The 24,107-nt window shown below is 68.3% G+C and carries 23 protein-coding genes; 15 read left to right on the forward strand and 8 right to left on the reverse strand.

Annotated elements, in window-relative coordinates; translation table 11 throughout:
* The first annotated feature begins 169 nt into the window (after positions 1-169).
* On the forward strand, positions 170-1,075 hold the full coding sequence (locus tag TBIF_RS21065; RefSeq protein ID WP_024796717.1) for a tyrosine recombinase XerC: 906 nt from the start codon (positions 170-172) through the stop codon (positions 1,073-1,075).
* Here the strand turns inward: TBIF_RS21065 and TBIF_RS21070 are convergent.
* Positions 1,023-1,574: a M23 family metallopeptidase gene (locus tag TBIF_RS21070; RefSeq protein ID WP_024796718.1), complete on the reverse strand. Its 552-nt coding sequence runs from the start codon at positions 1,572-1,574 to the stop codon at positions 1,023-1,025. The genes TBIF_RS21065 and TBIF_RS21070 overlap by 53 nt on opposite strands.
* Before the next feature lie 358 nt (positions 1,575-1,932).
* On the opposite strand from TBIF_RS21070, the gene rpsB reads away from it, so the two are divergent.
* From rpsB to TBIF_RS21095, 5 genes are all read left to right on the forward strand, one after another.
* Positions 1,933-2,853: a 30S ribosomal protein S2 gene (gene rpsB, locus TBIF_RS21075; protein WP_024796719.1), complete on the forward strand. Its 921-nt coding sequence runs from the start codon at positions 1,933-1,935 to the stop codon at positions 2,851-2,853.
* Between the two features lie 59 nt (positions 2,854-2,912).
* The gene (gene tsf / locus TBIF_RS21080) at positions 2,913-3,737 is read left to right on the forward strand and encodes a translation elongation factor Ts (protein ID WP_024796720.1); all 825 of its coding nucleotides are present in this window, start codon (positions 2,913-2,915) and stop codon (positions 3,735-3,737) included.
* Positions 3,738-3,892: 155 nt separating this feature from the next.
* Positions 3,893-4,621 (forward strand): UMP kinase, encoded by a 729-nt coding sequence (gene pyrH, locus TBIF_RS21085; protein WP_024796721.1) that lies wholly within the window; start codon positions 3,893-3,895, stop codon positions 4,619-4,621.
* A gap of 56 nt (positions 4,622-4,677) precedes the next feature.
* On the forward strand, positions 4,678-5,235 hold the full coding sequence (gene frr / locus TBIF_RS21090) for a ribosome recycling factor (protein WP_024796722.1): 558 nt from the start codon (positions 4,678-4,680) through the stop codon (positions 5,233-5,235).
* A gap of 65 nt (positions 5,236-5,300) precedes the next feature.
* A complete protein-coding gene (locus tag TBIF_RS21095; RefSeq protein WP_024796723.1) occupies positions 5,301-6,182 on the forward strand; it encodes a phosphatidate cytidylyltransferase in 882 nt (293 codons plus the stop codon).
* Positions 6,183-6,189: 7 nt separating this feature from the next.
* Here the strand turns inward: TBIF_RS21095 and TBIF_RS21100 are convergent, their stop codons facing one another.
* Positions 6,190-6,597 carry a LapA family protein gene (locus TBIF_RS21100; protein ID WP_024796724.1) on the reverse strand — a complete coding sequence of 136 codons (408 nt, stop codon included), beginning with the start codon at positions 6,595-6,597 and terminating at the stop codon, positions 6,190-6,192.
* Between the two features lie 80 nt (positions 6,598-6,677).
* Here TBIF_RS21100 and rlmN point away from each other — a divergent pair, with 80 nt between their 5' ends.
* Complete coding sequence (rlmN, locus tag TBIF_RS21105; RefSeq protein ID WP_038172210.1) at positions 6,678-7,802, forward strand: dual-specificity RNA methyltransferase RlmN; 1,125 nt, start codon at positions 6,678-6,680, stop codon at positions 7,800-7,802.
* Positions 7,803-7,968: 166 nt separating this feature from the next.
* Here rlmN and TBIF_RS25115 read toward each other — a convergent pair whose 3' ends face one another.
* Positions 7,969-8,247, reverse strand: coding sequence for a DUF2631 domain-containing protein (locus TBIF_RS25115; protein WP_024796726.1), 279 nt, complete (start codon positions 8,245-8,247; stop codon positions 7,969-7,971).
* A 133-nt stretch (positions 8,248-8,380) separates the two neighbouring features.
* Between TBIF_RS25115 and dxr the strand changes: the two genes are divergently transcribed.
* The 5 genes from dxr to TBIF_RS21135 all read left to right on the forward strand — a co-directional run bounded on the left by dxr (position 8,381) and on the right by TBIF_RS21135 (position 14,828).
* The gene (dxr, locus tag TBIF_RS21115; protein ID WP_024796727.1) at positions 8,381-9,553 is read left to right on the forward strand and encodes a 1-deoxy-D-xylulose-5-phosphate reductoisomerase; all 1,173 of its coding nucleotides are present in this window, start codon (positions 8,381-8,383) and stop codon (positions 9,551-9,553) included.
* Between the two features lie 7 nt (positions 9,554-9,560).
* On the forward strand, positions 9,561-10,778 hold the full coding sequence (locus TBIF_RS21120; protein ID WP_024796728.1) for a M50 family metallopeptidase: 1,218 nt from the start codon (positions 9,561-9,563) through the stop codon (positions 10,776-10,778).
* A 43-nt stretch (positions 10,779-10,821) separates the two neighbouring features.
* A complete protein-coding gene (ispG, locus tag TBIF_RS21125; protein WP_024796729.1) occupies positions 10,822-11,973 on the forward strand; it encodes a flavodoxin-dependent (E)-4-hydroxy-3-methylbut-2-enyl-diphosphate synthase in 1,152 nt (383 codons plus the stop codon).
* A gap of 155 nt (positions 11,974-12,128) precedes the next feature.
* Positions 12,129-12,965 carry a GNAT family N-acetyltransferase gene (locus tag TBIF_RS21130; RefSeq protein WP_024796730.1) on the forward strand — a complete coding sequence of 279 codons (837 nt, stop codon included), beginning with the start codon at positions 12,129-12,131 and terminating at the stop codon, positions 12,963-12,965.
* A gap of 54 nt (positions 12,966-13,019) precedes the next feature.
* A complete protein-coding gene (locus tag TBIF_RS21135; protein WP_024796731.1) occupies positions 13,020-14,828 on the forward strand; it encodes a penicillin-binding transpeptidase domain-containing protein in 1,809 nt (602 codons plus the stop codon).
* Here the strand turns inward: TBIF_RS21135 and TBIF_RS21140 are convergent.
* From TBIF_RS21140 to galT, 3 genes are read right to left on the reverse strand one after another with little or no spacing between them, the layout of a single operon-like run.
* Positions 14,825-16,066 (reverse strand): serine hydrolase domain-containing protein, encoded by a 1,242-nt coding sequence (locus tag TBIF_RS21140; RefSeq protein WP_024796732.1) that lies wholly within the window; start codon positions 16,064-16,066, stop codon positions 14,825-14,827. The two genes, TBIF_RS21135 and TBIF_RS21140, sit on opposite strands and share 4 nt — an antisense overlap.
* Before the next feature lie 38 nt (positions 16,067-16,104).
* Positions 16,105-17,226, reverse strand: a complete 1,122-nt coding sequence (gene galK / locus TBIF_RS21145; protein ID WP_024796733.1) for a galactokinase — start codon at positions 17,224-17,226, stop codon at positions 16,105-16,107.
* The gene (gene galT, locus TBIF_RS21150; RefSeq protein ID WP_235174916.1) at positions 17,223-18,350 is read right to left on the reverse strand and encodes a galactose-1-phosphate uridylyltransferase; all 1,128 of its coding nucleotides are present in this window, start codon (positions 18,348-18,350) and stop codon (positions 17,223-17,225) included. The genes galK and galT overlap by 4 nt, the downstream gene beginning before the upstream one ends.
* 57 nt (positions 18,351-18,407) lie before the next feature.
* Between galT and map the strand changes: the two genes are divergently transcribed.
* Both map and TBIF_RS21160 read left to right on the forward strand, forming a co-directional pair.
* Complete coding sequence (map, locus tag TBIF_RS21155; protein ID WP_024796735.1) at positions 18,408-19,265, forward strand: type I methionyl aminopeptidase; 858 nt, start codon at positions 18,408-18,410, stop codon at positions 19,263-19,265.
* Positions 19,266-19,311: 46 nt separating this feature from the next.
* Positions 19,312-19,887: a hypothetical protein gene (locus TBIF_RS21160; RefSeq protein ID WP_024796736.1), complete on the forward strand. Its 576-nt coding sequence runs from the start codon at positions 19,312-19,314 to the stop codon at positions 19,885-19,887.
* 84 nt (positions 19,888-19,971) lie between these two features.
* Here the strand turns inward: TBIF_RS21160 and TBIF_RS21165 are convergent, their stop codons facing one another.
* On the reverse strand, positions 19,972-21,372 hold the full coding sequence (locus tag TBIF_RS21165; protein WP_024796737.1) for a mycothione reductase: 1,401 nt from the start codon (positions 21,370-21,372) through the stop codon (positions 19,972-19,974).
* 1 nt (position 21,373) lies between these two features.
* Entirely contained in the window at positions 21,374-22,390 is a 1,017-nt protein-coding gene (locus tag TBIF_RS21170; RefSeq protein ID WP_024796738.1) for an alpha/beta hydrolase, read from the reverse strand.
* Between the two features lie 111 nt (positions 22,391-22,501).
* On the opposite strand from TBIF_RS21170, the gene mqo reads away from it, so the two are divergent.
* Positions 22,502-24,031: a malate dehydrogenase (quinone) gene (mqo, locus tag TBIF_RS24165; RefSeq protein ID WP_084611827.1), complete on the forward strand. Its 1,530-nt coding sequence runs from the start codon at positions 22,502-22,504 to the stop codon at positions 24,029-24,031.
* The last annotated feature ends 76 nt before the right edge of the window (positions 24,032-24,107 follow it).

Raw genomic sequence — 24,107 nt, forward strand, 5'->3', positions numbered from 1 at the left:
ATTCGGCCCGTTCGCCCCCACCGCCTCGGCAGGGCATGCTGAGACGGTGAGCACAATCAAGCGAAGGGCCACGACCAAGGCCAGCGGACGGGCCGCAGCCGAGGGACGGGCCAGCGCTGCGACCGACGGGCCGGCCAGTGCCACTGCCGCGCTCCCGGCGGCTCTGGCGATGGCCGTCGATGATTTCACGGACTACTTGCTGCTCGAGCGCGGCCGGTCGGAGCACACAGTGCGGGCCTATCGCGCGGACGTCGAGTCGCTGCTGCGGTATGCGCTACTCGCCGACGTGGACGCTGCGCCTGGACCGATGGGCGGCGTGACGCTCCCGGTGCTGCGCGGTTGGCTCGCAGCGCAGGCCAACGCGGGGGCGGCCCGCACCTCGCTGGCGCGCCGGACGTCGGTCGCCCGGAACTTCACCGCATGGGCGCTGCGACGCGGGCTTTTGGCCGAGGACCCTGCGATCCGGCTGCGCGCGCCGAAGCCGCACCGAACGCTGCCGGGCGTGCTGCAGGTGGACCAGGCGGAGGCCGCGATGGACGCCGCTGAGCTGGGCGCACGGGAGCGGGATCCGCAGGCGCTGCGCGATCGGCTCATCGTGGAGCTGTTGTACGCCACCGGCATTCGCGTGGGGGAGCTGTGCGGGCTAGACGTGGGGAGCATCGATCGCTCGAGCCGGGTGCTCCGCGTGCTCGGTAAGGGCAATAAGGAGCGGACGGTGCCGTACGGTGCGCCCGCCGAGCAGGCGTTGGCGGAGTGGCTCGAGCACGGGCGGCCTGCGCTGGTCGCGGAGCGGTCTGGCGCGGCCCTGCTGTTGGGCGCGCGCGGGGGCCGACTGGACCCGCGGATCGCCCGCACCGTGGTGCATGAGGTGCTCTCGGCGGTGCCGGGTGCCCCAGACCTCGGCCCGCACGGGCTGCGGCACTCGGCGGCCACTCATCTGCTGGAGGGCGGCGCGGATCTGCGTGTGGTGCAGGAGTTGTTGGGCCATGCGAGCCTGACCACCACCCAGCTCTACACCCACGTCAGCGTGGCGCGGCTGCGGGCGGTGCACGATCAGGCGCATCCACGGGCTTGAGGCGGATTGCCACGGCGCCCACCAGCGTCAGCGGGTTGAGATAATCCTCGCCGCGCCGCAGCCCCCAGTGCAGGCAAGCGGCCTGGCCGCAGCCGAGGTGACCGGCCTCGAGGGCGCCGATGGGCGCACCGGCGACGACGATCTCACCCGCCGGCAGCCCGCTGGCGACTGGCTCATAGGTGGTGCGCAAGCCGTCGGAATGGTCGATGGACACGACCGGCCGGCCCGCGACCTGGCCGGCGAACGCGACAACTCCGGGGCCCGCGGCCAGGACCGTCTGGCCGGGCACACCCGCGAGGTCGACGCCGCGATGCCCACGCCCGTACTTGAATGGCGGCGGCTCGAAGGGCCTGGCGACGGCGGGCCGGGGCGCCAGCGGCCAGACGTAATCGCCTCGGGTCGCGGGGACCCCGCCGGGCGCTGCGGACAACGGCAGCGCCGCGGCGACCGCGCAGCACGCGGCCAACGCCAACGAGGCCGCACGGTGAAATAAGCGCATCGCCCCAGCATGGCCTTCGGCGCACAGGTCCAGGCGGGGAGAACAGGGCGGCTGGGGAGAAATGGGCCGGTTCTGCACAGGAGCGGCTTAGGGGTCTTGACAGGGCGGCGGGGGAGTCGTATGGCAGGCGCATTTCTTTTCTGGGCCACTGAGGACGTACACTTGCCAAGCGTTCTGCCGTCAGGTGGATCGACTTCGCGCGTCCGCGCAATCCGTGCTGGCTTAGCCAGTGCGGAGGACCCCTCGGGGAAATGGGCCGCCGACGGTCCCACAGCAATGTGGGTTCGGACGGCCTGCGGGCGCCAGGGCGGTGGCCGACCGGTCGCCGCGACAAACCGAATGTTAGGACTGGCTGAACATGGCCGTAGTGACAATGAGGCAGCTGCTGGACAGCGGCGCCCATTTTGGACACCAGACCCGCCGTTGGAACCCGAAGATGCGTCGTTTCATCTTCACGGACCGCAATGGCATCTACATCATCGACCTGCAGCAGACGCTGACCTTCATTGACAAGGCGTACGAGTTCGTCAAGGAGACGGTCTCGCACGGAGGCACTGTCCTCTTCGTCGGCACCAAGAAGCAGGCGCAGGAGTCGATCGCCGCTGAGTCGACCCGTGTCGGCATGCCGTACGTGAACCAGCGCTGGCTCGGTGGCATGCTCACCAACTTCCAGACCGTCCACAAGCGTCTGATCCGCCTCAAGGAACTTGAGATGATGGAGCAGACCGGTGGCTTCGAGGGTCGCACCAAGAAGGAAATCCTCATGCTCACGCGTGAGATGACCAAGCTGGACCGCACCCTCGGCGGCATCCGCGACATGGCCAAGGTCCCCTCCGCGGTGTGGATTGTCGACACCAACAAGGAGCACCTGGCAGTCGCCGAGGCGCGCAAGCTGAACATTCCGGTCATCGCGATCCTGGACACCAACTGCGACCCCGACCTCGTCGACTACCCGATCCCGGGCAACGATGACGCGATCCGCAGCGCCGGCCTGCTCACCAAGGTCATCGCCTCCGCGGTGGCCGAGGGCCTGCAGGCGCGTGCCGCCCGCAACAGCGGTGGCACCGACGAGAAGCCCGCGGCAGGCGCCGCTTCCGAGCCTCTCGCCGAGTGGGAGCAGGAGCTCCTCGCAGGCGCGACGGCCGAGGCCCCCGCAACTGAGGCCGCAGCAGTCGAGACCCCCGCAGTGGACGCCCCCGCCGAGGCAGAGGCCGCCGCAGTCGAGGCGCCTGTCGCCGAGGCCGCTGCTGAGGTTGCCGCGCCCGAGGCTGACGCCTAACCATTATCCGTGTGGTGGCCCGTGACCCGGGCCCCTATTCGAAAGGAAGGCTCACTGAAATGGCGAACTACACTGCCGCTGATGTGAAGCGTCTCCGCGAGCTCACCGGCTCCGGAATGATGGACTGCAAGAACGCGCTCGCCGACAATGACGGCGACTTCGACAAGGCCGTCGAGTACCTGCGTATCAAGGGTGCCAAGGACGTCGGCAAGCGTGCAGAGCGCTCCACCGCCGAGGGCCTCGTGGCCTCGTCCGGCGGCGTGATCATCGAGATCAACTGCGAGACGGACTTCGTCGCGAAGAACGACCAGTTCCAGGACCTGGCGAACCGGATTGTGGCCGTGGCCGCAGCTGGCAAGCCGGCCGATGTCGAGGCGCTCAACGCACTCGAGCTCGATGGCTCCACCGTCGGCGAGACCGTGCAGGCGATGTCCGCGAAGATCGGCGAGAAGCTCGAGCTTCGCCGTGTCGCGGTCCTCGAAGGCAATGTCGCCACGTACATGCACAAGCGCAGCACCGACCTGCCCCCGGCAGTCGGCGTGCTCGTGGCGTACACCGGTGACGGCGACACCGCCGCGGAGGCCGCCAAGGCCGCCGCCATGCAGGTGGCTGCCATGAAGGCGCGCTACACCACGCGCGACGAGGTTCCCGAGGAGATCGTCGCCACCGAGCGTCGCATCGCCGAGGAGACCGCGCGCGAGGAGGGCAAGCCGGAGCAGGCGCTGCCGAAGATCATTGAGGGCCGTGTCAACGGTTTCTTCAAGGATGCGGTGCTGCTGGAGCAGGCGTCCGTCACGGACTCGAAGAAGACGGTCAAGGCCGTTCTCGACGCCGCCGGCGCGGCTGTCACGGGCTTCGTGCGGTTCGAGGTTGGCCAGGCCTAAGGCCTGCGCTAGCGCAGTAAGGCAAGATAAGGCGGGACCGTCCTGGACTTGAGGGTCCATGGGCGGTCCCGTCCTTGTAGGTGGAGGTGGCTGGTGCGCAGCCCAGAGCACATAGAAATCGCCGTGGAAGCCGGCGAACTGTCCGAAGGAGAGAGATGGCGGATCTGACCGATAACCGGACGGGCTACCGACGAGTGCTGCTCAAGCTCGGTGGTGAGATGTTCGGCGGTGGCCAGGTCGGCCTGGACCCCGACGTTGTGCACACCGTGGCCGCGCAGATCGCCGAGGTCGTCCGCGACGGCGCGCAGATGGCCGTCGTGATCGGCGGCGGCAACTTCTTCCGTGGTGCGGAGCTGCAGCAGCGTGGCCTCGAGCGCTCGCGCTCGGACTACATGGGCATGCTCGGCACTGTCATGAACTCCCTTGCGCTGCAAGACTTCCTGGAGAAGGAAGGGATCGACACGCGCGTGCAGACCGGCATCACGATGGGCCAGGTCGCCGAGCCGTACATCCCGCGTCGCGCGGAGCGCCATCTTGAGAAGGGCCGCGTCGTCATCTTCGGCGCTGGTATGGGCATGCCCTACTTCTCGACGGACACGACAGCCGCGCAGCGTGCGTTGGAGATCGGCGCCGAGGTCGTGCTGATGGCCAAGGGCGTCGACGGCGTCTACACCGCAGATCCGCGGACGGACCCCACGGCGACGATGTTCGAGGAAATCACCCACGCCGAGGTCATCCGCCGCGGCCTCAAGGTGGCCGATGCCACCGCGTTCAGCCTGTGCATGGACAACGAGATGCCGATGTTGGTTTTCAACCTCCTCACGCAGGGCAATATCGCACGCGCGGTGTCAGGTGAGAAGATCGGTACGTTGGTCCGCACGTAACCTGTGCAGCCCATGATCACCAGTTATGTGGAATTGACAACAATCGGAGGAATGTCGTGATCGACGAAGCTCTCTTCGAGGCCGAAGAGAAGATGGAGAAGGCGATCACGGTCGCCAAGGAAGACCTGGGCTCAATCCGCACCGGGCGTGCGAACCCGGGCATGTTCTCGCGCATCGTGATCGACTACTACGGGGCTACCACGCCGATCACCCAGATCGCGAGCATCAGTGTGCCCGAGCCGCGGATGGTCATCATCAAGCCGTACGAGGCCTCGATGCTCGGCGCGATCGAGACCTCGATCCGAAACTCGGATCTGGGCTTCAACCCGTCGAACGACGGCGCGCTGATCCGCATCAGCGTCCCGCAGCTCACGGAGGACCGTCGTCGGGAGTTCGCGAAGCAGGCACGAGGCAAGGGCGAGGACGCGCGGGTCACTGTCCGCAACATCCGTCGCAAGTCGATGGAGGAGCTCAACCGCATCCAGAAGGATGGCGATGCGGGCGAGGACGAGGTCAACCGTGCGGAGAAGGAACTCGACAAGGTGACGGCGAAGTACGTGGCCATGGTCGACGAGATCGTCAAGAACAAAGAGGCCGAGCTCCTCGAGGTCTAACCCCAGAGGCACCCGCACGATCAGTGGATAGGCGAGAAGAACCGTTGGCAAACTCAGGAGGCGCTGTGTCGGTGGGGGATGGGGCGGCGCAGCAGCCAGCCGAGAATGGACCAGCCGAGGCCAAGCAGTCGAAGGCCGGCCGGAACCTGCCGGCCGCGATCGCCGTCGGCGTGGGACTAGGCGCGCTGGTCATCTGCACGCTGCTGTTCGCCCCGAAGTTGTGGGTGGCGGTGGTCGCTGTCGCGGCGGCGATCGCCACCTACGAGGTGACGCAGCGTCTGCGGGAGCACGGCATCGCGGTCCCGCTGATCCCCCTGCTCGTCGGCGGCCAGGCGATGGTCTGGCTGAGCTGGCCCTATGGGATTCCAGGTATCCTCAACGCCTTCGGCGTCACGGTCCTGGTGCTGATGATCTGGCGGCTGCTCAACGGGGGCCTGGCGAACAAGCCGGAGAACTACACCCGGGACATGGCGGTGTCGATCTTCGTCGCCGCGTGGATCCCGCTGTTCGCGTCGTTCGCCACGCTCATGGTGATCCACGGCGAGAACGGCCCGGGCATGGTGTTCTGCCTGATGATCGGCATCGTGTGTTCCGACGTCGGCGGCTACATCGCCGGCGTGCTGTTCGGCAAGCACCCGATGGTGCCGGCGATCAGCCCCAAGAAGTCCTGGGAAGGCCTGGCCGGCTCGTTGCTGTTCGGCGTCGTCGGCGGCATCCTGACCGTCACGTTCATCCTGGACGAGTCCCCGTGGATCGGCGCGGTGCTCGGCGCCGCCCTGGTGCTCTCGGGAACGCTGGGGGACCTGGTCGAATCGCAGTTCAAGCGGGACCTTGGCATCAAGGACATGAGCGCGATGCTGCCGGGCCACGGCGGACTCATGGACAGGTTGGACTCGGCGCTGCCGTCTGCCGTGGTGACCTGGGTGATCCTGGGCGCACTGCTCTAGCCGGTTGCTAGCGCGGGAGCTTCTTCGCGGCCCGGCGCAACTGCAGGATGCGGGCCCCACCGATCAGCCCAGCCAACAGTGCGCCGATGATCGCTGCGAAGAGGATGGCGACGCCGATCGGCAGGTTCCACTCCCACGCGAGGACGTTCAGACGCACCGAGTCCAGGTTCTGGATGATGAACACAAGCAGCAGGACCAGGATGATCGCGCCAACGATCAGGCCTGTCCAGGCACGGCCAGTGCGTGTGGCGCGGACTCGGTCCCAGTCCCGCTTGCGGGTGGTGGCGGCCGACGTTGCTCCGGTCGGTGGCAGCGTTGGCGCCTCGCCCGCCGAGGGGTCTGCCGGCAGCGGGGGTTGGGGGAGTCCGGTGGCCTCGGACGGCAGGTCGGGATTCGGCTGATTCTCAGGGGTCATACACCAATCCTGCCGTAAATCGGGCAATATCACAGCCCAACCGGGGCAGATCTCGGTGGGGATGGGACAATGGATCAATCATGGCTGGATCTTCGCAGGTAATTCCCGTTCCCCTTGTCTTCAACGCGCCCCGTCGCGGGCTGCCCCCACGGCACTTGGCCGACCTCGACGAAGAAGGGCGCAAGGCCGCAGTCAAAGAACTGGGCCTGCCCGCCTTCCGCGCCGATCAGATCGCTCGCCAGTACTACGGCCGGTTGGTCGCCGACCCCGAGCTGATGACCGACCTGCCCGCAGCGGTCCGCGAGAAAATCGCCGAGTCGCTCTTCCCGAAGCTACTGACCACGGTCCGCGACATCTCCTGCGATGCGGGCACCACCCGCAAGTCGCTGTGGAAGGCCAACGACGGCACGCTGCTCGAGAGCGTCCTCATGCGCTACCCGGACCGGGCGACCCTGTGCATCTCCAGCCAGGCTGGCTGCGGCATGGCGTGCCCCTTCTGCGCCACCGGTCAGGCGGGGCTCACCCGCAACCTGTCAACGGCGGAGATCGTCGACCAGGTGCGGTCCGCCGCAGCGGTGATGCGGGACGGCCAGATGGGGGAGCCCGGCCGGCTGTCCAACGTGGTCTTCATGGGCATGGGCGAGCCGCTCGCGAACTATAAGAGGGTGGTCGCGGCCGTGCGGCGCATCACCGAGCCGGCGCCGAATGGGCTGGGCCTGTCCCAGCGCAACGTCACCGTCTCGACGGTGGGCCTGGCCCCGGCGATCCGCAAGCTGGCCGACGAGGGGCTGTCGGTGACCCTGGCAGTGTCGCTGCACACCCCCGACGACGAGCTGCGCAACACCCTCGTCCCCGTCAACAACCGCTGGACCGTCGCGGAGGTCCTCGACGCCGCCCGCTATTACGCTGACCAGACCGGCCGGCGTGTCTCCATCGAGTACGCGATGATCCGCGACGTCAACGATCAGCCGTGGCGCGCGGACCTGCTGGGCAAGAAGCTGCACAAGGCGCTTGGCTCGCGGGTGCATGTGAACCTGATCCCGCTCAACCCCACGCCGGGCAGCGAGTGGGATGCCTCGCCGAAGCCGGTCGAGCGTGAATTCGTCAGGCGCGTGTTGGCTCAGGGCGTCTCGTGCACCGTCCGGGACACCCGCGGCCAGGAGATCGCCGCCGCCTGCGGGCAGCTGGCCGCCCAGGAGAGCTGACCCCGTAGAACAGTTCGCCCCCGTAGTTTGTCCTTGCCCCCGCTGCAGCGGGGGCAAGGACAAACTACGGGGGCGAATCGCGTCGGGGCATGGGCCGCGGGCCGCATAAAGCACAACGGCCGACTCGTAATCCGAGTCGGCCGTTGCGCTGTGAAGCTCTAAGGCACTAGCGGTGCCACTTATTGCGCGCGCGGTACTCGTCGGCGCCGATGAAGAAGACGATCAGCGCGGCGAAGATACCGAGGTACCAGTCCTCGATGCGGCTCTCGTGGTTGCCGATCATCATCAGCAGCAGGAACGCGGCGAAGAACAGGCCGAGGACCTTGAAGGCCTTGTTGGCGTGTCCATGCCAACCCCAACCGACGGAGGGCTCATCTGCCGGATCAATGCCGGAGGCCTCGATGGCGTCTTCTAGGGACGGCTGCTGCAACTGCTTGCTGGCCACGGTCGAACCTCCTGGGAAAAAGTCTGTTTCGCCAATCCTGTCATATTGCCGGGAGCAATACGACGATGGGTCGTAATCGGGGCCCTGTGCTCGCGGGTGGCTAGAACCGTACGAGGTCAGGAACAATGGCCCGGTGAGCATCACACGAGTTTTGCTGCTGGGCAGCACTGGTTCTATCGGCACTCAGGCGCTGGAGGTGATCGCCGCCAATCCCGACCGCTTCGAGGTGGTGGGCTTGGCCGCCGGTGGTCGCAACGTGGCCCTGCTGGCCGCGCAGGTCCAGGCGACCGGGGCTCGTGCGGTGGCGGTGGCGGACGAGGACGCGGCGGAGGCCCTCGCGGATCTGCTGGCCACCTCGGTGCCCGGGACCCGGCTGTGGAGCGGCCCCGACGCTGTCACCGAGTTGGTCCAGCAGACCGAGGCCGACGTCGTCCTGAACGCGCTGGTCGGCTCCCTGGGACTGCGCCCGACCCTTGCGGCGTTGGAGACGGGCGCGCGGTTGGCGCTGGCCAATAAGGAGTCGCTGATCGCGGGCGGGCCACTGGTGCTGGCCGCCGCGAAGCCCGGGCAGATTGTGCCGGTGGACTCCGAGCACTCGGCGATGGCGCAGTGTCTCCGGGGCGGGCGCGCCGAGGAGGTGTCCTCGTTGGTGCTGACCGCGTCGGGCGGGCCGTTCCGCGGCTGGACGGCCCAGGACCTGGAGGGCGTCACCCCGGCTCAGGCCGCGGCTCACCCGACGTGGTCGATGGGGGAGATGAACACGCTCAACTCCGCGAGCTTGGTGAACAAGGGCCTAGAGCTGATCGAGGCGCACCTGCTGTTCGGCGTGCCCTATGAGCAGATCGAGGTGACGGTGCACCCGCAGTCCATCGTGCATTCGATGGTGACGTTCTTCGACGGCTCCACCATCGCGCAGGCCAGCCCGCCGGACATGCGGCTGCCGATCGCGCTGGCTCTGGGTTGGCCGGACCGGATCGCGGGCGCAGCGCCGGCGATCGACTTCACGACCGCCTCCACCTGGGATTTCGAGCCCCTCGACGACGCGGTCTTCCCAGCCGTCGACCTCGCCCGGCGCGCCGGCCTGGCGGGCGGCACGATGACCGCGGTCTACAACGCCGCGAACGAAGAGGCGGCCGCCGCGTTCCTGGCCGGGCGGATTCGTTTCCCGGCGATCGTGCGGATCATCGCCGAGTCGCTCACAGCTGGTGACCAATGGACCGCGGAACCCCGTACGGTGGACGAGGTTCTCGCCGCTGAGGACTGGGCGCGGGCACATGCGCGTGAACTTGTGAAGCTGGAGGGCTAATCCCGTAATGGCATTTGCATTGGGCGTGGTGCTGTTCGCGCTAGGGATCGGCGTCTCGATCGCCCTGCATGAGTTCGGCCACCTGGCTGTCGCGAAGGCGTTCGGCATGAAGGTGCGCCGGTACTTCATCGGATTCGGCCCCAAGGTGTTCTCCTTCCAGCGCGGCGAGACTGAATACGGACTCAAAGCGATTCCCGCGGGCGGCTTCTGCGACATCGCCGGCATCACGGCGATGGACGAGCTGGAGCCCGACGAGGTTGACCGGGCGATGTACAAGCAGGCTTGGTGGAAGCGCGTCCTCGTGATGCTCGCCGGCGTGTTCATGAACTTCGTGATTGGCCTGGTGCTGATCTACTCGCTGGCCCTGGGCTGGGGATTGCCGAATCTGAACCAGGCCCCGCAGACCACGCTGGGCGACCTCAGCTGCGCGGCGACGAGCCAGAATGCCGACGGCACGCTGGTGGACTGCTCCGGCACGGGTCCAGCGCAGGAGGCGGGGCTGCGCCCCGGGGACGAGGTGCTCGCCATCGGCGGCCAGGAGGTCGACACCTGGAACGCCCTCGTGGCCCGCATTCAGAAATCCACCGGCACGGTGGACTTCACCATCAAGCGCGACGGCCAGAAGATGGATGTTCCGGTGACAGTCGCGACGGTGCAGCGCCTGGTCAAGGACACGAACACAGACACGGTGAGCGAGCAGACCGTCGGCGCGATCGGCGCGGGCTCGGTGCCGGCGGAGCCGCTGCGGCAGTACAACGGTTTCTCTGCGGTGCCCGGCTCGCTGGTGTTCACCGGCGACCTGGCCCGGCTGAGCTTCAGCGCGCTGCTGGACTTCCCGTCGCGCATCCCCGCGGTGGTCCGCTCCATCGGCGGCGCCGAGCGCGGGCAGGACACGCCGATGAGCATCGTCGGCGCGAGTAGGCTGGGGGGCGACTTCGCGGAGAACGACGCGTGGGCGAGCTTCATCTTGCTGTTGGCACAGCTGAACTTCTTCTTGGGCTTGATCAACCTGCTGCCGCTGCTGCCGTTCGACGGCGGGCACATCGCAGTGGTGATCTACGAGAAGATTAGGGACGCGCTGCGCAGACTGTTTGGCAAGAAGGCCGGCGCCCCGGTCGACTACGGGAAGTTGATGCCCGTGACTCTCGTGGTCGCGGTGCTGCTAGGTGCAGTTATGTTGTTGACAGTGACGGCCGACATCGTCAATCCGATCAAGATTTTCTGATGATCGCGATGACGGCCAGTCCTGCCTGGAGAGGATGATCGCAGTGACGACCCCCATTGGACTGGGCCTACCAGTCCCGCCGCCCCCCGTGCTGGCACCGCGTCGGAAGACGCGTCAATTGCACGTCGGCAAAGTCGGCGTGGGAAGCGACTTCCCGATCTCCGTGCAGTCGATGACGACCACGAAGACCCACGACGTCAACGCGACACTGCAGCAGATCGCGGAGCTCACCGCATCCGGCTGTGACATCGTGCGCGTCGCGTGCCCCCGTCAAGAGGACGCGGACGCCCTCGCGGAGATCGCCCGCAAGAGCCAGATCCCGGTGATCGCGGACATCCACTTCCAGCCGCGCTATATCTTCGCGGCCATCGAGGCTGGCTGCGCCGCGGTGCGCGTGAACCCGGGCAACATCAAGGAGTTCGACGGCCGGGTGGGCGACGTCGCGAAGGCGGCAGGCGAGGCCGGCATCCCGATCCGTATTGGCGTCAACGCCGGCTCCCTGGACCCGCGCCTGATGAAGAAATACGGCAAGGCCACCCCGGAGGCGCTTGTGGAGTCCGCGCTGTGGGAGGCCGGGCTGTTCGCCGAGCACGGCTACGAGGACATCAAGATCTCGGTCAAGCACAACGACCCGGTGATCATGGTCGAGGCCTACCGCCAGCTGGCCGCGCAGTGCAACTACCCGCTGCACCTGGGCGTGACCGAGGCCGGGCCGGCATTCCAGGGCACCATCAAGTCCGCTGTCGCGTTCGGCGCGCTGCTCGCGGAGGGGATTGGCGACACCATCCGCGTCTCGCTCTCCGCCCCGCCGGTGGAGGAGATCAAGGTCGGCAACCAGATCCTGCAGTCGCTGAATCTCCGCCCCCGCAAGCTGGAGATCGTCTCCTGCCCATCCTGCGGGCGCGCGCAGGTCGACGTTTATAAGCTGGCCGACGCGGTCGCGGCCGGCCTCGAGGGCCTCGAGGTCCCGCTGCGAGTGGCCGTCATGGGCTGCGTCGTCAACGGCCCCGGCGAGGCCCGTGAGGCTGACTTGGGTGTCGCCTCCGGCAACGGCAAGGGCCAGATCTTCGTCAAGGGCGAGGTCATCAAGACCGTCCCCGAGGCCATGATCGTGGAAACCCTCATCGAGGAGGCCATGCGCATTGCCGAGCAGATGGAGGCCGACGGCAGCAGCCCTAGCGTGACGGTGGGCTAGGCGGGGCTAAGTGGGGCTGGTCGGGGTCGCCCTGACCAGCCGTGAATGGGCATCTCAAGGGCACCCGTCGCAGATTCGTGGCAATCTGGTGAAGGGCCCGCGGCGCATCGCCGATCTTGGGTCTGTGACCTGCGGACTCGAGGACCGGAGTTGATGTGCTGAAGCTGCTTGGAGCCAGGCCTGTGGGCCCCTGGGAGCTGACCGCGGTGTTGCGTGGCCTCGACACAGACCCCATCGCGACGTGCATGGTCGCCGCGCGCGTGCAGCGGCACGGGCTCAGCCCCACCGCCATCCGCGGCGAGCTGTGGAGCCGGGGCGCCGTCGGGCGGTCGCTGTGCTTCTCCGGCGGCAACCTCGTGCCCCTATGGGGCAAGCGCGAGGATCTGCACACTTTCGCGGACCGGGCCCTGCGGCATCCGCGGCGGTGCAGCGCCATTGTCGGGCGGACAGAGCTGGCGATCCCGCTGTGGGAGCAACTGGCCTCGGAGTGGGGACCACCTCGCGAGGTGCGTCCCGAACAGCCGCTGCTGGCGCTCAGCGGGCCGCCGCGCATCGAGCCCGATCTGCGGGTGCGCCAGGTGCGGGCCGCGGAGCTGGAACCGTATCTCGCCGCCGCCACCGCGATGTTCATCGAGGAGGTGGGGGTGGACCCGCGCGCGCATGACGGCGGTGCGGCGTATCGCGACCGGATCAGAGGGATCATCGCCAGCGGGGCCGCGTGGGCGCGATTCGAGGACGGTGAAGTGGTGTTCAAAGCGGAGATCGGCGCGCAGTCGGACCAGGTCAGCCAGATCAACGGCGTGTGGGTGAGTCCCCAATTGCGCGGTGGCGGGCTGGGCACCGCGGGCACCGCCACGATCGCGCAGGCCATCCAGCGGGAGGGCCGCGTGCCGAGCCTGTATGTCAACGCCTATAACCACGCCGCGCGCAGATCCTACGAGAAGATCGGGTTCACGCAGGTGGCGACGTTCTCCACCATCCTGATCGACTAGCCGGGCGGGTGGCCTCGGCGGCGCTGTCGGTGGCGCCACTTATCATGGCGCACGATGAACTCTCACCGCCTCACCCGCCTCGGCCTGACCCTGCTCGTCGCCATCCTGGGCCTGAGCCTGGTCTCCTGTGGCAGCCGGCCCGACGTGGCGCAAACGGCTGCCCAAGACTTTATCGACCACTTCGCCAATCAGGACCTTGATGCCGCCGCGGCCGCCACGGATGCCCCGAACACTGCGCGCACGGTGCTCGCGGACGCCTGGGGCGGGCTGCAGGCGGAGTCGCTGACGGCGAAGCTGGGCGCCATGAGCGTAGTGGGGGACACCGCGACCGTCGAGTACACCTATGAGTGGCGGTTGCCGAAGGAGCGCGTCTGGTCATACTCCGGGGAGCTGGGGCTAATCCGGCAGGGCGGGCAGTGGGAGGTGCGCTGGAACTCCACGGCGGTGCACCCGCGGCTGGGGGCCGGCCAGACGATGGCTCTGCGCACCAGCGCGCCGCCACGAGCCCCGGTGATCGGCCACGACGGGGCCCCGCTCATGGTGCCTGGCATCAGCGTGCAGGTCCTGCTCAACGCGAAGGAGGCCGGGAATCTGCGCAACACCGTGGACACGCTCACCCGGACCTTGCAGGGCTTCGATCCCAGCATCACTCCGCAGACCCTGGCGGAACGGGCGACCAGCACCACAGGCTTTTACGCGATCACCCGGATCACCGCGGCGCAGGCCGAGCAGGTGCGCGGGCAGCTAGAGCTCCTGCCGGGCGTGCGCCTGGTCGAGCAGCCTGACCTGATCGTCACCGATCCGATGCTGGACAACGACATTGTGCGCAACGTCAAGGACATCGTCCTGGGCGACATCGACGGGGCCGCCGGTTGGCGGGTGGTGACTGTGAACCAGGACGGGGTCGACGTGGACCTGCTGACGGAGACTGCCGCCAAGCCCGCCCCGGCGGTCTCGGTGAGCCTGGACAAGCTGATCCAGACCTCCGCGCAGGCGGCGGTGCGGATCACCGACAAGCCGGCGATGCTCGTCGCCATCCAGCCCTCGACTGGCCAGATCCTGGCTGTCGCGCAGAACGAGGCCGCAGACCAGGAGGGCCCGATCGCGCTGACCGGCATGTACCCGCCCGGCTCGACTTTCAAGATCATCACTGCCGGCGCCGCCATCTCGGGCGGACTCGCGGGCCCAGGCTCCCCGCTGAGCTGCCCCGGGGAGATCGTCATCCGCGACCGCACCGTCCCGAACTACGCGGGCTTTGCCCTCGGCGGTGTTTCCATGGCCACCGCGTTCGCCGCATCGTGCAACACCACCTTCGCCGAGCTCGCCAGCCGGATGGAGGCGGACGCGCTGCCGACGGCCGCCGCCCAGTTCGGCATCGGCGTCGACTACGACGTGCGGGGCCTGCGCACCATGACCGGCTCCGTGCAGGCGGCGGAGGACATCGTCCAGCGCGCGGAGGACGGCTTCGGGCAGGGCCGCGACTTGGCCTCGCCGTTTGGCATGGCGCTCACCGCGGCGACGGTGGCCAACGGGCGCACCCCGGTCCCACAGTTGATTAGTGGGCATGAGACCACTGTGACTGGTGATCCAGGCGTCATCACGCCGGAGATGGTCGACGGGCTGCGGGAGATGATGCGGCAGGTGGTCACCAGCGGCACCGGCACCCGGATCGCGGACCAGGGCGCGGTGTTCGGCAAGACCGGCGAGGCGGAGTTCGACGGCGGCTCGCACGCGTGGTTCGCGGGCTACCGCGGCGACATCGCGTTCGCCGCCTTGATCGTGGATGGCGGCAGCTCGGACAACGCCGTCGCCGTCAGCCGCGAGATGCTGATCGGGCTGCCCGACGGGTATATGGCCGACTAGGGGCGGGTGGGCGGCGCGGCGTCGGGCGCCATGATCGCGCCGATCTCGCGGAAGATGGCGTCGGCGCTGTTGGCATACGCGCCGTCGGCGCCGAATGCCCCGGGCTCGAAGGTCACCGCGACGGAGATGGCCACCTTCTGTTCGGGGAGGTACGCCATGAGCGACGCGTACCCGCTGAACAGCGGGTTCTGCAGGACCCAATCGCCGGAGGTGACCAGACCGATGCCGTAGCTGTAGAACTCCGACATGGGGCCGCACGAGCAGCCCTCCTGGACGTGGCCGAAGCCGCGCAGGTCGGTGGAGATCATCGCCTCATATGACTCCGGCGAGAGGAGCTCGCCGGTGCCGATGGCGATGGCGGATCTGTCGAAGTCGTCGATAGTCGAGGTCTGGACCGCGCCCTGGGTGATGGACCAAGACGGATTCCAAAACGTGGACTCCTCGGTGAATGGCGCATCCGGCGCGATGCCGAGGTCGGCGCGGCGCTCGGAGCTGAAGGAGTGCAGCACGGGCTCGGGGATTGCGGCCGTCTGGCTGGCGACGGTGTGGTCGAGCCCGAGCGGGTCGAGAACCTCGGCCTGCATGACCTCCGCCATGGGCCGCCCGGTGATCTTCTCGATAACCAGGCCGAGGATGAGGTAGTTGGTGTGCGCGTATCCCCAATTGGAGCCGGGCTCGAACGAGAGCGGCTTGTCGATGACATAGGCGAGAATCTCGTCGACGGTCCACAGCCGGAACGGGTCGGCGGAGTTCGCGGCGACGAAGGCCGGGTCGGTGACGTGGTCCGGGTAGCCCGAGGTCATCCGCGCGAGCTGGCCCACGGTGACCTCGCCCGCATGGTTGAGCTCGGGCAGGTACGTCGACACCTTGTCGTCGAGGCTGACCTTTCCTGCGTCGACCAGCGTCAGCAGCAGCGTCGCCACATAGGAGATGGCGACGGCCCCGTTGCGGAAGCTCATCTCGGGCGTGGCCGGCACGCCCGTCATGGAGTCGCCCCGGGCCTCGCGCACCACCTCCTCGCCGTCGACGGACACCTTGACGATCACCGAGCGCAGGTGCCGGGCCGCCATCTCCGACTCCACCAGCGTCATGATCTCGGCGGCTTGGGCGGGGTCGGCCGCGGCCGCGGCCTCCGATGGTGTGGCCCCGCTCGTCGTGTTGCTTGTCGAGGAGCAGGCGGCGCCCGCTGCCAACAGTGCGAATGTCAATGCGATGGCCAAGCTGCGATTTGCGCTCATGGGCTGAAGTGTGACTGACATCGCCGTGGGCTTTGTGGCTATTCGGTCAAAGCTCCACTGCTGGCGACCGCGGTGGAGAACGTGGGGGCGCCCAGCCCCGCCCGTCGGAACGCCTCAGCCACCTCGGCGCGCACCACCGCCGCCGCGCCGGGCTCGACCAGCGCGATAGCGGAGCCGCCGAAGCCTCCGCCCGTCATTCGAGCGCCGTAGGCCCCGGCCGCCCGCGCAGCGTCGACGGCGACGTCCAGCTCGCGGCAGGACACTTCGAAATCATCGCGCAGTGAGTCGTGCGAGGCATTGAGCAACGCACCCAGTCGGGGGAGAGCGGGGGCGGGCCCCCGCAATTCGGCGGCGAACTCCAGCACCCGCGCGTTCTCACTGGCCACGTGGCGTGCGCGTGCGGCGAGGACCGGATCAGCCGGCACGGTCGTGAGCTCACGCAGGGTGGCGACACCCGCCAGCTCCGCGGCGCGGGCGCACTCGGCGCGCCGGCGCGCGTACTCGCCGTCGGCCAGTGCGTGCTCCGCGCGGGTGTCGATCACGAGCAGCTCGGCGGTGAACGGGATCTGCTCGAGCGAGCCGTCCGCGAAGTCGATCAGCAGCGCGTGGCCAGCCTGTGCGCGCAGGGACACGGTTTGGTCCATCGCCCCGGTAGGTGCGCCGACGAAGTCGTTCTCCGCGCGCACGCAGGCGGGGATCAACACGTCGGTCGGCGCGTGGCCCGCCAGACCCACGGCCATCGCGCACTCGAGGGCGGCCGAGGAGCTTAGGCCCGCGCCGACCGGGACACATGAGTCGAGGGCCAGATCGAATCCGGCGGAGAGCAGGCCGGCCTCGCGCAGCGACCACGCCACGCCGAGCACGTAGCCGGCCCAGCCGAACGTGGACGGCGGGGCCAGCTCGGCGAGCATGGCCTCAATGGGCTCGCCAGGGCGCTGGGCGGAGACCACGCGGATGCGGCCGTCCTCACGACGGCGCAGTGCCGCGAAGGTCCGGTGGGGCAGCGCGATCGGCAGCGCCAGCCCGGAGTTGTAGTCGGTGTGCTCCCCGATGAGGTTGACCCGCCCGGGGGCAGACCAGACTCCCTCGGGGGCGCCGCCGAGCTCTCGGGCGAATACCTCGCGGGCGCGCCGCGCGCCCTCCGCCTCCGACCAGGTCACGGCGCGAGCTCCCGGAGCCGATCCGCGATGGCCTCGGGCGTGGTGTCCGTGATCCACACGCCCATCGCCGACTCCGAACCGGCCAGATACTTGATCTTGTCAGCCGCGCGGCGCACGGAGAACAGCCGCAGATGCAGTCGGAACTCGTCACGGCCGACGTGGACCGGGGCCTGGTGCCAGGCGGACACGTACGGCAGCGGCAGCGGCGCCCCATCCGCGCCGGTGAAGAAGCGGTCCAGCCGGCGCAGCAGCCCGGGATAGAACTCAGCCAGCTCGGCGCGCTCGGAATCGGTGAGCGCGCACAGGTCCGGCACGTGGCGGCGCGGGGCGATCTCGAGCTCGACTGGCCAGCGTGCGGCGGCTGGCACATAGGCCACCCAGTGCTCGCCCTCGGCGACGATCCGGCGGCCCGAGCGCAGCTCCGCGGCGAGCAGGTCGTCGAGGAGATTGCGGCCCGTCGTCGCCCGGTGTCGACGGGATTGCTCCAGCACCGCGACCGTGTCCGGCGGCAGGAACGGGTACGCGTAGATCTGCCCGTGCGGGTGGGGCAACGTGACGCCGACCTCCGCGCCCCGGTTCTCGAAGCAGAACACCTGCGCAACACCAGCCAACCGCGCGAGCTCTCTCGTACGGTCCGCCCAGGCCTCGATCACGGTGCGCATGCGCGACGGGCCCAGATCGCCCAGGGAGGCGGCGGGGTCGGGGGAGAAACACAACACCTCGCAGCGCCCGGCGGCCGGACGGCGCGGCCACAACGGTTCCCCGTCGAGCACGGTCTCGTCGCCGGGCAGACCGGCGAAGGACGGGAAGCGGTTCTCGAAGACGACCACGTCATAGTCGTCGGCGGGGATCTCGGTGGACCGACCGGCGCGCGTCGGCGCCAGGGGATTGTCGCCGTCGCCCGGCAGGTGCGGACGGCCGGACCGGTGCGCGGCCAGCGCCACCCACTGCCCGACGCGCGCGTCCCAGCGCAGCTCACCGCCATGCTCGACGGCCGTCAGCCCGCGCAGGTCGGCGGCTTCGCGGCGCGGGGGCGTGGCGGAATCGTCGAAGTAGATCAGCTCGCGGCCGTCGGACAGGGTTGTGGTGGTGCGGCGGAACAGGTGCTGGTTAGTGGTGCTCACCACGACATTGTGGCCCGCAGGACCCGAGCCGTCGGCGCCGGTACTATTCTCGACGCCATGGCCTCACGTGCACCTTTGACTCCCGGAGTCATCTCGCCCACCCGTACCGTCCCGTCCTCGATCGAGCGTCCAGAATATGCGTGGAAGCCGACGGTGCAGGAGGGCTCCGAGCCCTGGGTGCAGTCGGCGGAGACGATCGAGGCGATGCGGATCGCCAGCAAGATCGCGGCGCGCGCACTGCAGGAGGCTGGCAAGGCCGTTGCCCCCGGTGTCACCACAGACGAGCTGGACCGCATCGCGCACGAGTACATGTGCGACCACGGCGCGTACCCGTCGACGCTCGGCTACAAAGGATTCCTCAAGTCCTGCTGCACCTCGCTCAACGAGGTCATCTGCCACGGCATCCCAGACTCGACCGTGATCCAGGATGGGGACATCGTCAACATCGACGTCACCGCCTACATCCACGGCGTGCACGGCGACACCAACGCCACCTTCCTCGCCGGCGACGTCTCGGAGGAGCACCGACTCCTGGTCGAGCGCACCCACGAGGCGACGATGCGCGCGATCAAGGCCGTCAAGCCGGGCCGCGAGCTCAACATCGTGGGCCGCGTCATCGAGGCCTACGCCAACCGCTTCGGCTACGGCGTCGTGCGTGACTTCACCGGCCACGGCATCGGTGAGACCTTCCACAACGGCCTGGTTGTGCTGCACTACGACGAGCCGAACGTGGACACGGTCCTCGAGCCCGGCATGGTCTTCACCATCGAGCCGATGATCAACATGGGCGGCATCGAGTGGGACATGTGGGACGACGACTGGACGGTGCTGACCAAGGACCGCAAGTGGACCGCGCAGTTCGAGCACACCCTCGTCGTCACCGAGACCGGCACAGAGATCCTCACGCTGCCGTGATCCGTAACGCGCGCCTGCAGGCCATGTTCCAGTACCGTAACTGCTCATGAGCGAAGCAGAGGTCATGGCCGGCGGGCGTTCCCGCACCATGCGAGTGGACGGGCCCGAGGGTGCGCTGGCGGTACTGATGCTCACGGGCGGCCCCGCGGACGCCGCGGGCTACGCGGACATCGCGACACGCCTGGCGAACTCGGGGCTGCGCTCCTACGTGCTCGAGGACGTTGCGGGGCTCGAGGCGGCCGATATCATCACGATCCTCGACGGCCTCGGCGCGCACTGGGCGCATCTCGCCGGCTCCGGTGCGGGGGCGGCGTTGGCCTGGCAGGTCGCGGCCCGCAACTTCGATCGGATCAGCAGTCTCGTGGTGGTCGACGAGGGCCATCCCGCCGCCGCGGACACCGAGGGCCTGGTGCTCGACGCGGGCTGCCCCGCCGTCGAGGTCGCCACGACACTGATCCTCACCGCGGACGACCACCGCACCCGCGCCTATGGGACCGGGCGGCACACGTACTCGGACTATCGGGTGGTGGAGTTGCCCGCTGGCACGCCGGGCGGCGTCGTCGACAGCGCGTTGGCGGCCTCGCTGGCGACGGAGATCATCCTGCGCAGCAACCCCTGGTAACTCCGCCCCTAGTTGCCGAACGGGACGTTGGGGTCGGAATTCAAGTGGAATCCAGACCCCAACGTCCCGTTTGGTGCGCGGGGTCTAGAGCTCCAGGCCCAGCAGCGCGTTCTCGACGACCTCGGTCAGCGCCGGGTGGATCCAGTACTGGCCCTTGGCCATATCTGTCGCGCTCAGGCCGAAGGACATGGCCTGGATGAGCGGCTGGATCAGGATGGAAGCCTGCGCGCCGAGGATGTGAGCCCCCAGGATCTGGCCGGTGTCCTGGTCCGCGATGATCTTGCAGATCCCCTCGGTGTCCTCCATGGCCCAGCCGTAGGCGACATCGCTGTAGTTCTGCACCTTCACTGTGATGCGCGGGTACTGGGCCCGGGCCTGCGCCTCGGTCAGTCCCACGGCGGCGATCTGCGGCTCGGTGAACACGGCAGCGGGGACGAAGCGGTGATCCGACGCGCGCAGTTCGGGGTCCGATCCGCCAGCCGCGCGCACCGCGATCAGGTTGTGCCCGACCACTCGCGCCTCATGGTTTGCGACATGCTTGAGCTGATGGGCGGAGCTGACATCGCCGAGGGCGAAGACGCCGTCGGCGGTGGTGCGCTGGAACTCGTCGACGACGATCAGGCCGTCCTCACGCACCTGGATGCCCGCGGCCTCGGCCCCGATCAGGTCCGAGTTGGGCGCGCGGCCGACGGCGACCAGCAGGGCGTCGCCCGCGACGACGGTCCCGTTCTCCAGCTCGATCTCCACTCCACCGTCGGAGCCCGATCGCACAGCCCGCACCCCGGAGTCGAGGTGGCAGTCCCACTTGGCCTTGGCCAGCTCGGTGAAGTGCGCGGACAGCTCGTCGTCGAGGTGGCGGAGCATCCGGCCGCTGCGGCCGATGACGCTGACGTCCGAGCCGAGCGAGGAGAAGACGTGGGCGAACTCGGAGGCGATGTAGCCGCTGCCGAGCACGATGAGGCGGTCCGGCAGCTCGGGAATCCGCATCACGTCGTCATTGGTGAAGTACGGCACGCCGGCGTCGCGCACCACATCCGGGACGATCGGCCGTGAGCCGGTGGCGATGACGACCTGGTCGGCGGTGATCGTCTGCGCGGGGCTGGCCTCGGTGGCGTGTGTGGTGATCGTCCTGGGCCCGGTGAACTCGGCGTGGCTGCGGAAGACCGTGATGTTCGCGCAATCCTGCTCGCGGTAGCGGCGGCCGCCGTCGGCGATGGGGTCGATGCGGCCGAACACGCGGCTGACCACGTCCTGCCAGCGCACCCCGTCGATGTGGGCGTCCACGCCGTAGCGATGCGCGCTCCGCACCGCGTTGGCCACGTCCGAGGCGTACACGAACATCTTGGTGGGGATGCAGCCCACGTTCAGGCAGGTGCCGCCGAAGACGCCCTCCTCGAACAGGGCGACCTTGAGACCGTCATAGCGCTCATCGAGGAAGGTGTTGCCGGATCCGGTACCGATGACGGCAACGTCGAAATGTGTCACTTTAGGACTCCTGCAGAGTGGGGTTGGAGTTGCGGCGCTCGAGATCGGCGAGCCAGGTGTCGACCTCGCTGAAGGCTGCGGCGCGCGCGGCGGGGGCGGAGAGGAAGACGTCGTGGAGGGCGCCATCGATGGGGACGGTGGTGTTGCGGTCGCCCAGGCAGCCGGACCAGCGGGCGATCTGGCGCACGTCGAGCACGGTGTCCGCGGAGCTCGAGTCGGGGCCGAACTTCCGGGAGTAGTGGGTGCGGGCCGAACGCAGCACCAGCGACGGCACCCCGATGTCGAGGCCGCGGTGCAGTTCGGCCTGGCCCTGGCGGACGGCGCTGAGCCAACCGGCCAGCACGGGGAATCCGCTGAGCGGCTTCCAGTCCAGGTTGTAGTCCCACTCGCCCCCGGCGCCGGCGTACAGGCTGTCGCCATAGGCGGAGGACAGCTCCGTGGGCAGCGCGGTCCGGGGCCGGACCTTGCCGACGGTGTTGATCGCGACGGTGCCCACCGACCGCAGGAAGGCCGGCCCCTGCAGATCTAGCCAGGGGCTGTTCAGGACCAGTCCGGTGATGCCAAGGGTGCGGGGGGCCCGGCCAGCGCGGCGGAGCCGGTCCAGCCACAGGGGCAAGATCAGCCCACCGGTGGAGTGGGCCATCAGCAGCGTCTCTGCGGGGCCGATCAACTTCATCGCAGCCTCGAGCTCGCGGTCATAAAGCGCCAGGTCGGAAATGTAGTGCGGGGTCTGCCCGGGATGAAGTGACCGACCACACTTGCGTAAGTCCAGCGCGTAGAAGTCGATGCCGTGCTCGACGAAATGCGCGGCGAGGTGCCGTTGGAAGAAGTAGTCGGTGAAGCCGTGCACATACAACACCGCGCGGCGGGGTTCGGCAGGGGATTCACCCTGGTCAGCGAGCTGTCGGACGAGAGTCGCGGACACTTCCGACTCGCCGTCGGGGTCGGGCCCCAGCGGGATTGAGCGCGCCTCGAATGGGGCTCCGAGCAGATCGGGGGACCACTGCGAACAAGTCATGGCGCCAGGTTATCTGGGTCGACGGGGACCGGACACGGCAAGGAGGCTCAATCCGATGCGGGCACGTGCGCGACTGACGAGTAACGTGATGCGCGTTATCTATGTGTCCAGTTGACCGAGGATGTTGAATTTCCAGTGTCGAAGCAGAGTTCACAGGCCGAAAGTGCCGATGTAGTCCTTATTGGCGCGGGTATTATGAGCGCCACTCTCGGCGTGCTCTTGCGCCAGCTCCAGCCCGAGTGGTCGATCACGGTGTTGGAGAAGCTCGACGCCGCTGCGGCCGAGAGCAGCGATCCCTGGAATAACGCCGGCACCGGACACTCGGCGCTGTGCGAGCTGAACTACACGCCGCAGAACTCCGACGGCTCCGTGGAGATCAGCAAGGCCGTCAAGGTCAACGAGCAGTTTCAGATGTCCCGCCAGTTCTGGGCACACGCGGTTGAGAACGGCGTGCTGCCCGATCCGAGCGAGTTCATCAACCCGATCCCGCACATGAGCTTTGTCCACGGAGCCGACGACGTCGAGTACCTGGGCAAGCGCTACGAGGCGCTCGCGGGACACCCTCTCTTCCAGGGCATGGAGTTCTCGGCCAGCGAGGAGGCGTTCACCGAGCGCCTGCCGCTGATGGCGAAGGGCCGGGATTTCTCCGAGCCCGCCGCCATCAACTGGATCGAGGGCGGCACGGACGTCGACTTCGGCGCATTGACCAAGCAGCTCCTGGCGAACTTGGGCGCGGGCGGCGCGACCCTGGCGTTCGGCACCGAGGTGACCGGCCTCAAACAGCTCTCGGATGGCAGCTGGCAGATCACCGTCCGCAACACCCGCACCCGCGCGAAGCGCACGCTCACCGCGAAGTTCGTCTTCGTCGGCGCGGGCGGCGGCGCGCTGCACCTGCTGCAGAAGTCCGGGATCAAGGAGTCCAAGGGCTTCGGCGGCTTCCCGGTCAGCGGCGAGTTCCTGCGCTGCACCAATCCGGAGCTGATTAGCCAGCACCACGCGAAGGTCTACGGCAAGGCTGCGGTGGGCGCGCCCCCGATGTCGGTGCCGCACCTGGACACCCGCGTCATCGGCGGCAAGCAGGGCCTGCTGTTCGGCCCCTACGCCGGCTGGTCGCCCAAGTTCCTGAAGAACGGCAAGATCACCGACCTGCCGTTCTCCGTCAAGGCCGACAACCTGATGTCGATGGTGGGCGTCGGGCTGACCGAGATGGGCCTGACCAAGTACCTGATCAGCGAGCTGATGCAATCTGAGGAAGACCGTATCGGTACCCTCGGCGCGTTTGTCCCGTCCGCCGAGAGCGGCGACTGGGAGCTGATCACCGCCGGCCAGCGCGTGCAGGTCATCCGCCGGAAGGGCAACCTCGGCGTCCTGGAGTTCGGCACCGCGGTGGTCAACTCCGACGATGGCACCCTCGCCGGCCTGCTCGGCGCGTCCCCGGGCGCGTCCACCGCGGTCGACGCGATGCTCGACGTGCTGCGCCGCTGCTTCCCGCAGCGCCAAGCCGACTGGCAGCCCAAGCTCAAGGAGATGGTGCCGTCCTACGGGGTGGCGCTGGCCGATGACAAGGCGCTGTTCGACGAGCTGTGGAAGTGGACCTCCGAGGCCCTGAAACTTGACCGGGACACGCGCGCCGACGCCTGACCTGGCGTTAACCTTTTACCATGCAATGCCGCGTACACCCGGGCTCATCGGCCCGGGTGTACCGCTGTCTATAAGC

It is taken from the genome of Tomitella biformata AHU 1821 (assembly GCF_000524475.1).
Taxonomy (GTDB): Bacteria; Actinomycetota; Actinomycetes; order Mycobacteriales; family Mycobacteriaceae; genus Tomitella; species Tomitella biformata.

Bases quoted from the DNA above. Each gene is read 5' to 3' on its own strand.
- TBIF_RS21120 (WP_024796728.1), top strand. From the start codon at position 9,561: ATGGCATTTGCATTGGGCGTGGTGCTGTTCGCGCTAGGGATCGGCGTC.
- TBIF_RS21135 (WP_024796731.1), top strand. From the start codon at position 13,020: ATGAACTCTCACCGCCTCACCCGCCTCGGCCTGACCCTGCTCGTCGCC.
- TBIF_RS21140 (WP_024796732.1), bottom strand. From the start codon at position 16,066: ATGAGCGCAAATCGCAGCTTGGCCATCGCATTGACATTCGCACTGTTG.
- TBIF_RS21160 (WP_024796736.1), top strand. From the start codon at position 19,312: ATGAGCGAAGCAGAGGTCATGGCCGGCGGGCGTTCCCGCACCATGCGA.
- TBIF_RS21070 (WP_024796718.1), bottom strand. From the start codon at position 1,574: ATGCGCTTATTTCACCGTGCGGCCTCGTTGGCGTTGGCCGCGTGCTGC.
- rpsB (WP_024796719.1), top strand. From the start codon at position 1,933: ATGGCCGTAGTGACAATGAGGCAGCTGCTGGACAGCGGCGCCCATTTT.
- TBIF_RS21170 (WP_024796738.1), bottom strand. From the start codon at position 22,390: ATGACTTGTTCGCAGTGGTCCCCCGATCTGCTCGGAGCCCCATTCGAG.
- map (WP_024796735.1), top strand. From the start codon at position 18,408: ATGGCCTCACGTGCACCTTTGACTCCCGGAGTCATCTCGCCCACCCGT.
- TBIF_RS21100 (WP_024796724.1), bottom strand. From the start codon at position 6,597: ATGACCCCTGAGAATCAGCCGAATCCCGACCTGCCGTCCGAGGCCACC.
- pyrH (WP_024796721.1), top strand. From the start codon at position 3,893: ATGGCGGATCTGACCGATAACCGGACGGGCTACCGACGAGTGCTGCTC.
- tsf (WP_024796720.1), top strand. From the start codon at position 2,913: ATGGCGAACTACACTGCCGCTGATGTGAAGCGTCTCCGCGAGCTCACC.
- TBIF_RS21065 (WP_024796717.1), top strand. From the start codon at position 170: ATGGCCGTCGATGATTTCACGGACTACTTGCTGCTCGAGCGCGGCCGG.
- rlmN (WP_038172210.1), top strand. From the start codon at position 6,678: ATGGCTGGATCTTCGCAGGTAATTCCCGTTCCCCTTGTCTTCAACGCG.